Source organism: Streptomyces sp. NPDC003635 (assembly GCF_053587635.1).
The window spans coordinates 24,247-31,917 of the sequence record NZ_JBSFOK010000002.1 but is presented as its reverse complement, the minus strand read 5'-3'; the positions used below and the strand labels follow the sequence as shown (position 1 = coordinate 31,917).

Sequence of the window (7,671 nt, the reverse complement as noted above, 5' to 3'; positions counted from 1 at the left end):
ACAAGACCGCCCCAAGCACCACGACCAGGCAACCCGCCACCGCCGCAGCCCCCACCCCCCGACCCCAGACGCCCCCCGACCACGAGAACTTCCGGGCGGACGCGTGCGACATGCGGGAGGCCGCCGTATGACCGCCCTGATCGCGCCCGCGACCGGTGTCGCGGGGCGTGGCCGTGGGTCGCGCGGGATGGTGTGGGTCGTGCTGCGGGTGCATCAGTCGGCGTTGCTGTTCTGGCTGATGCTGGTGGCCGTGGTCGCGGGCGGGCTGGTGTGGGTGGCCGGGCCTGGTGCGGACGCCGCCTGGGCCGAGTACCGCGCGATGGGGTGTGGCTCCGGGCAGCCGGGCCTCGGCTGCGACTTCACGGGCCCCGCCCTCGGACGGTACGACGACATCCTCCGTGTCGCGGAGTCCCTGATGGCGCTCGCTCCCGTACTCGTCGCCGCCTGGGCGGGCGGCGCCCTCATCGGCCGCGAGCTGGAGAACGGCACCGCCAAGCTGGCCTGGACCCAGTCCGTCACCCCGGCCCACTGGCTGGCCGCCAAGCTGGCCGTACCGGCCGCGCTGCTCACCGCCGGCCAGCTCACCCTCACCCTGCTGCACCGCCTGGTCTGGTCCTCCGACCCGGAGCTGCACCGGACCGTGGGCCTGCGCACCTGGCACGACGACAGCGTCTTCCTCGCCAACGGCACCGCCGCAACCGCCCACACCCTGCTCGCCCTCGCCGTCGGCGTCCTCGGCGGACTCCTCCTGCGGCGCGCCCTGCCCGCCCTGGCCGCCGCCACCCTGGCCGTCCTGGCCCTGAGCAGCCGGATCGGCGAACTGCGTCCGCATCTGTGGCCCGCCGACCTGGCGACCGCCACCGACGACTACCCCGAGACCGTCGGAATGATCGCCGACGGCGGCGCCCTCACCAGCAAGGGCGCCCATGTCCCGATCCCGGACTGCATGGGCCTGCCCGGCTGCCTCAGTGAGCGCGACATCACCGGCTTCTACGCCCACTACCACCCCACCGACCACTTCTGGGGCCTGCAGCTCATGGAGACCGGCCTCGTCCTCGCCGTCGCGGCCCTGGCCGTCCTGGCCTCCTTCTGGCTGCTGAGGCGCCGTACCGGAGCCGCCGTATGACCGCCCCCACCGCCACCGGGCCCACCCGAGGCATGTTCCGGGCGGTCCTGCGGCTGCACCGCGCCGCCCTCGTGCTGTGGGGCCTCGCCCTCCTCGCCGCCGCCGTCGGCCTGACCTGGCTGGCCGCCCTCGCGGACGACGCCGAACGCGGCACCAGCGGCTGCGCCACCCCGCCCACGGACGGACTGCCGTCCTGCGCGGCGGTCGACGCGATCACCGCGGACGAGACCTACTCCACCGGCATCGCCTTCGTCACCGCCTGCGTGGCCTGGCTGATCTTCCCGGTCGCCGCCTGGGCGGGCGGCGCCCTCATCGGCCGCGAGCTGGAGAACGGCACGGCCAAGCTGGCCTGGACCCAGTCCGTCACCCCGGCCCAGTGGCTGGCCGCCAAGCTGGCCGTACCGGCCGCGCTGCTCACGGCGGGCACGACCGCGGTGGTCCTGCTCGGGATCTGGGCCCGGGGCGAGGACGACCCGAACCTGGTCGGGGACTGGTACTACCCCGACGTCTTCATCGGCACCGGTCCGGCGGCCGTCGCCTACGCCCTGACCGGCCTCGCCCTCGGCGCCCTCGCCGGGCTGCTGTTCGGCCGGGCGCTGCCCGCGGCCGGGGCGGCCCTGGTGGGCACGCTGGGCCTCTACAACCTGCTGGAACGCCACCGCGAGGACCTCTGGCAGACGGTCACCCGGGCCAAGGAGGGCTGGGAGGTCCCGCGTTCGTTCGCCCAGGTGTCCGTCACGGAGACCGAGGTGACCTTCCACCCTCCGTCCCACTTCTGGCCGCTTCAGTACGTCGAGAGCGGCCTCCTCCTCACCCTCGCGGCCATGGCCGTCGCCGGCGCCTTCTGGCTGCTGCGCCACCGGGCCTCCTGATCCCCGGGCCGTACGTCCCTCCTACGGGGGGAGGGACGTGCGGTCCCGGCATGCGGGGAGGTGCGTTCCCGGCGGGTGGACGTCCGGGAGCCGCTGCCCGATATCCCGCACGCCATGTCTCCGTAACCATTGGTTCAGACGGACTTGCGACGCTCGGCGAATGAAGCCCGCCGTGCCAGAGCCTTCGCCGCCCCCCGAGGGGACCGCGGGGAACGGGGCCGCCCGACGTCTCCCCGCCACGCTCCCGCCCGCGTCTTCCGACGCGCCCGTATCGCTGGAAGCGCGGAAGAATGGGGCCATGAGTCAGCAGAACGCCCAGGCACAGGTCCAGCACGCGCAGCCCTCCGTCGGCTCCATCGCCGCGCACCGGTCGCGCACCGTGGCCGGTTCGGTCTCCGACCTCGAACCCGACATCGACGCCGACCTCGACGCCTACGAGGAGGCGACCACCGACGGCGCCCCCTTGCCCCAGGGCCGCTTCCTCGACCGGGAGCGCAGCTGGCTGGCGTTCAACGAGCGGGTGCTCGAACTCGCCGAGGACCCGACCACGCCCCTCCTGGAGCGCGCCAACTTCCTGGCGATCTTCGCCAGCAACCTGGACGAGTTCTTCATGGTCCGGGTGGCCGGTCTGAAGCGCCGTATCCACACCGGCGTCGCCACCCGCTCCGCCTCCGGCCTCCAGCCGACCCAGGTGCTGGAGATGATCTGGGCCCGCTCCCGCGAGCTGATGGCCCGGCACGCCGCCTGCTTCCACGAGGACGTCGCCCCCGCGCTCGCGGAGGAGGGCATCCACCTGGTCCGCTGGAACGAGCTGACGGAGAAGGAGCAGGCCCGCCTGTTCACCCTCTTCCGGCACCAGATCTTCCCCGTGCTGACCCCGCTCGCGGTCGACCCGGCCCACCCCTTCCCCTACATCTCCGGCCTCTCCCTGAACCTGGCCGTCGTGGTGCGCAACCCCGTCAGCGGGCACCGCCACTTCGCCCGCGTCAAGGTGCCGCCGTCGCTCTCCCGCCTCCTGGAGTCCAGCCCCGGCCGCTACGTCCCCATCGAGGACGTCATCGCCGCGCACCTGGAAGAGCTGTTCCCGGGCATGGAGGTGCTGGAGCACCACGCCTTCCGCGTCACGCGCAACGAGGACCTGGAGGTCGAGGAGGACGACGCCGAGAACCTCCTGAAGGCCCTGGAGAAGGAGCTCATGCGGCGCCGCTTCGGCCCGCCGGTGCGCCTGGAGGTCGAGGAGTCCATCGACCGCGAGGTCCTGGACCTGCTGGTGCGCGAGCTGAAGATCAGCGAGGCCGAGGTGTACCCGCTGCCGGGCCCGCTCGACCTCACCGGCCTGTTCCGGCTCGCGTCGCTCGACCGGTCCGAGCTGAAGTACCCGAAGTTCGTCGCCGGCACCCACCGCGACCTGGCCGAGGTCGAGTCGGCCTCCGCGCCCGACATATTCGCCGCGCTGCGCAGCCGGGACGTGTTGCTGCACCACCCGTACGACTCCTTCTCCACCTCCGTGCAGGCGTTCCTGGAGCAGGCGGCCGAGGACCCGGACGTCCTCGCCATCAAGCAGACCCTGTACCGGACGTCGGGCGACTCCCCCATAGTCAACGCGCTCATCGACGCGGCCGAGGCCGGCAAGCAGGTGCTTGTCCTGGTCGAGATCAAGGCCCGCTTCGACGAGCACGCGAACATCAAGTGGGCCAAGCGCCTGGAGGAGGCCGGCTGCCATGTGGTCTACGGCCTCGTCGGCCTGAAGACCCACTGCAAGCTGTCCCTGGTGGTCCGCCAGGAGGGCGACACGCTGCGGCGCTACAGCCACGTCGGCACGGGCAACTACCACCCCAAGACGGCCCGGCTGTACGAGGACCTCGGTCTGCTCACGGCGGACGCCCAGGTGGGCGCCGACCTGTCGGACCTGTTCAACCGCCTGTCCGGGTACTCGCGCCGCGAGACCTACCGCAGGCTCCTCGTCGCGCCCAAGTCCCTGCGCGACGGCCTGATCTCGCGGATCAACAAGGAGGTCCAGCACCACCGTGCGGGCCGTCCCGCGTTCGTCCGCATCAAGGTGAACTCGATGGTCGACGAGGCAATCATCGATTCCCTGTACCGCGCGTCCCAGGCGGGCGTGCCGGTCGACATCTGGGTGCGCGGCATCTGTGCCGTGCGCCCGGGCGTGACGGGCCTGTCGGAGAACGTCCGGGTCCGTTCCGTCCTCGGCCGCTTCCTGGAACACTCCCGGGTCTTCGCCTTCGGCAACGGCGGCGAGCCCGAGGTGTGGATCGGCAGCGCCGACATGATGCACCGCAACCTCGACCGCCGCATCGAGGCTCTGGTCAGGGTCACCGACCCGGCCCACCGGGCGGCCCTCAACCGGTTGCTGGAGACCGGCATGTCCGACACCACCGCGTCCTGGCACCTCGGGCCGGACGGCGAGTGGACCCGGCACGCGACCGACGCCGAAGGCCAGCCCCTGCGGAACGTCCAGGAGATGCTCATAGACGCCCGGAGGCGCCGGCGTGGCACAGCAACACCTTGACCCGACGAACCCCACGGCCGTGCCGGTGACCGGGGAGGCTCTCGAGGCCTACCTGCGTACCCAGGCCATGGAGTTCCTCCGCGCGCTGCGGCTGCACCGGGAGACCGGCGGCGGTGACGGGGGATCCCCGGGGCGCGCGAAGTCACGGACGGGGGAGAACGGCAACGGTGCCCAGGAGACGGCCGACGCGGCGCGCGCCCTGCGCCGCTCGGCCCGCCGCATCAGCGGCAGCCTCCACACCTTCCGCCCCCTCCTGGACCCCGAGTGGTCCGAACGCATGCGCCCGGAACTGGCCTGGCTCTCCGGCACCCTGGCGATGGAACACGCCTACGCGGCCCGCCTGGACCGCCTGCTGCTGGCCCTGCACCGACTGTCGGGGGCGACGGCGTTCCCGGCGCAGACAGGCGTGGCAGCGACTGCGCAGGACGCCACCGCCGACGTGGCCGCGGGCAGTCGGGCGGCCGGGGCGGCCCTCGCGACCGGAAAGGCGGCATCCGGCAACGCCGGTCCCCCCTCCCACCCGGCGCCCGCCCCGGAGCGCGGCAACCTCACCGTCGGCGCCGCGAAAGCAGGTGCCCTGCTCGAGCGCCAGCTCACCCTCGCCCGGACCCGAGCCCACAGCACCGCCCTGCAGGCCCTGGGATCGAGCCGCTTCCACGCGGTCGCCGACCACATCGCCGTCCTGGCGAGCGAGGTCCCGCTCACCCGGACCGCCCCCACCACCGACCTCCACCCCCACGCGACGGCCGCCGAGGAACGCCTCACGGACGCGGTCGGCGCCCTCCCCCTGGTCACCGCCGGAAACCCGTACAACGCCGAGGCCCTCGTCCACGGCCTCTCCCCGGACCCGGCCCCCCACCCCCAGGACGCCCCCTGGCACCAGGTCCGCCTCCTGCTCCGCCTGCACCGCTACGCCCGGGAGTGCCTCCTCGGCGAGGCCCCCGTCGACGTACGACTGCTCACCGCGGGCCAGGCCCTGGACCGCCACCGCGACGCCTCCGAGGCGGCGGCAGCAGCGGCGGCGGCCGCCCGCACCCCTCGTATCGCCCCGGCCACGGCGTACGCCCTCGGCGTGCTCCACGCCGACCAGCGCCACGAGGTGGAGGCGGCCCGCTTCGCCTTTCAGCAGTCCTGGCAGACCTGGCAGAAGCAGAAGGTCAGCACCACCTCGTAGCGGAAGGAGGCCGGCGCACCGGTGACCGCACCGAACAACACCACCGTCCAGGCGGCCGGCTGCGTGCTCTGGCGGCGCTCCCCGGTCGACGGCCGGCTCGAGGTCTGCCTCGTGCACCGGCCGAAATACGACGACTGGTCCCACCCCAAGGGCAAGCTCAAGCGCGGCGAGGAGCCGCTCGCCGCCGCGCTGCGGGAGGTCGAGGAGGAGACCGGCTACCGGGCCACCGCGGGCGCCGAGCTCTCCACGCTGCGCTACATGGTCGGCGGCCGGCCCAAGGAGGTCCGCTACTGGGCCGCCGAGGCCGGCTCCGGCGCCTTCGTCCCCACCACCGAGGTGGACCGCATCGTGTGGCTGCGCCCGGACGCGGCCCGTCGCAGGTTGACGCAGGTCCGGGACCGCGAGCTGGTGGACGAGCTGGGCGCCCCCGCCGAGCGCGGTCAGGGGCACTGACGTGCGGGCGGTGGTCCGATCGTGGGTCCGCCGTCACACGTCGCGGTCCTCCCGCGCCCGCGTAGTCGAACGCGTGCGTACAGTGACGAACCGAGGTGCGGAACGGCATCGGCTCGTGTCCCCAACGTGAGCGTTCCGTGACCTCACCGCACCGTCCACAGGGGTTCACCCCCCGTTCATTTACGGCCATCGGCGCCTTCACCTGTTCTGCCTAATTTCGGCCTTACGCGGTGTGGCGCGGCAGTTCTCTTCCCGCCCACATCACCAAGACTTCGCACGCCGCCGGATTCAGGACGGCGGCTCCTGGAAGGAACTCCCTCAAGTGAAGCTTCAGCGCATGAACCGGCGGGCCCTCGCTCTCGGTGCTCTCGCCGTCTCCGGCGCCCTGGCCCTCACGGCGTGCGGCTCCGACGACACGGGCGACAGCGGCAACAGCGGTGACTCCACCGCGAGCGCCCAGGCCGGCAACATCAAGTGCGACGACGCGAAGGGCCAGCTGCTCGCCGACGGCTCGTCCGCGCAGAAGAACGCGATCGACGCGTGGGTGAAGCAGTTCACGGCCGCCTGCCAGGGTGTCCAGATCAACTACAAGGGCGGCGGCTCCGGCGCCGGAGTCACCGCGTTCACGCAGGGCACGGTCGCCTTCGCCGGTTCCGACTCGGCGCTGAAGCCCGAGGAGATCACGGCCTCCAAGGAGGTCTGTGAGGGTGGCCAGGGCATCGACCTGCCGATGGTCGGTGGCCCGATCGCCGTCGCGTTCAACGTCGAGGGCGTCGACGAGCTCGTCCTGGACGCGGAGACGCTCGCGAAGATCTTCAGCGACAAGATCAAGAACTGGAACGACCCGGCGATCGCGAAGCTGAACCCCGACGCGAAGCTGCCCGACCTGAAGATCCAGGCGTTCCACCGCTCGGACGAGTCCGGCACCACGGACAACTTCACCAAGTACCTGATCGCCACCACCCCGGACAACTGGAAGTACGAGGGCGGCAAGGCCTGGACGGCCCCCGGTGGCCAGTCCGCCTCCGGCTCCTCCGGTGTCGCCCAGCAGGTGAAGCAGACCAACGGCGCGATCAGCTACATGGAGCTGTCGTACGCCAAGGACGCCTCCGTCGTCGCCATCGACACGGGTGCGGCCGAGCCGGTCAAGGCCTCCGTCGAGAGCGCCACCGCCGCCATCGCGGACGCCAAGGTCGTCGGCACCGGCAAGGACCTGGCCCTGGAGCTGAACTACGCCACCAAGGCCGATGGCGCCTACCCGATCACCCTGGTGACCTACGAGATCGTCTGCGACAAGGGCAACAAGGCGGAGACGCTGCCCACCGTCAAGGCGTTCCTCAACTACATCGCCAGCGAGGACGGCCAGAGCCTCCTCGCGGACGCCGGCTACGCCCCCATGCCGGAGGACATCATCACCAAGGTCCGCACCACCGTCGCGGGCCTGAGCTGACCTGAGTGTGCGGCTCGGTCCCCGACCGGGGCCGGGCCGCACCGTCCGGTGCACCGCCGCCAGGAG

The 7,671-nt window shown here is 72.3% G+C and carries 6 protein-coding genes; all 6 read left to right on the top strand.

All coding sequences use genetic code 11. The features are described 5' to 3' along the window. The first annotated feature begins 127 nt into the window (after window positions 1-127). Window positions 128-1,126 carry an ABC transporter permease gene (locus tag ACWDRW_RS02105; protein WP_451718756.1) on the top strand — a complete coding sequence of 333 codons (999 nt, stop codon included), beginning with the start codon at window positions 128-130 and terminating at the stop codon, window positions 1,124-1,126. Beyond that, window positions 1,123-1,998 (top strand): hypothetical protein, encoded by an 876-nt coding sequence (locus ACWDRW_RS02100; protein ID WP_451718753.1) that lies wholly within the window; start codon window positions 1,123-1,125, stop codon window positions 1,996-1,998. The genes ACWDRW_RS02105 and ACWDRW_RS02100 overlap by 4 nt, the downstream gene beginning before the upstream one ends. 160 nt (window positions 1,999-2,158) lie before the next feature. After that, on the top strand, window positions 2,159-4,528 hold the full coding sequence (locus ACWDRW_RS02095) for an RNA degradosome polyphosphate kinase (protein ID WP_451718750.1): 2,370 nt from the start codon (window positions 2,159-2,161) through the stop codon (window positions 4,526-4,528). Beyond that, on the top strand, window positions 4,509-5,702 hold the full coding sequence (locus ACWDRW_RS02090; RefSeq protein WP_451718747.1) for a CHAD domain-containing protein: 1,194 nt from the start codon (window positions 4,509-4,511) through the stop codon (window positions 5,700-5,702). Before ACWDRW_RS02095 ends, ACWDRW_RS02090 begins: the two co-directional genes overlap by 20 nt. Window positions 5,703-5,723: 21 nt before the next feature. Next, the gene (locus ACWDRW_RS02085; RefSeq protein WP_451718744.1) at window positions 5,724-6,155 is read left to right on the top strand and encodes an NUDIX hydrolase; all 432 of its coding nucleotides are present in this window, start codon (window positions 5,724-5,726) and stop codon (window positions 6,153-6,155) included. Window positions 6,156-6,477: 322 nt separating this feature from the next. Beyond that, window positions 6,478-7,605 (top strand): phosphate ABC transporter substrate-binding protein PstS, encoded by a 1,128-nt coding sequence (gene pstS, locus ACWDRW_RS02080; protein ID WP_451718741.1) that lies wholly within the window; start codon window positions 6,478-6,480, stop codon window positions 7,603-7,605. Window positions 7,606-7,671 lie beyond the last annotated feature (66 nt).

What these genes read in the sequence shown, in the direction of transcription:
- ACWDRW_RS02100 (WP_451718753.1), top strand. Translation starts at nt 1,123, where the DNA reads ATGACCGCCCCCACCGCCACCGGGCCCACCCGAGGCATGTTCCGGGCG.
- ACWDRW_RS02105 (WP_451718756.1), top strand. Translation starts at nt 128, where the DNA reads ATGACCGCCCTGATCGCGCCCGCGACCGGTGTCGCGGGGCGTGGCCGT.
- ACWDRW_RS02095 (WP_451718750.1), top strand. Translation starts at nt 2,159, where the DNA reads ATGAAGCCCGCCGTGCCAGAGCCTTCGCCGCCCCCCGAGGGGACCGCG.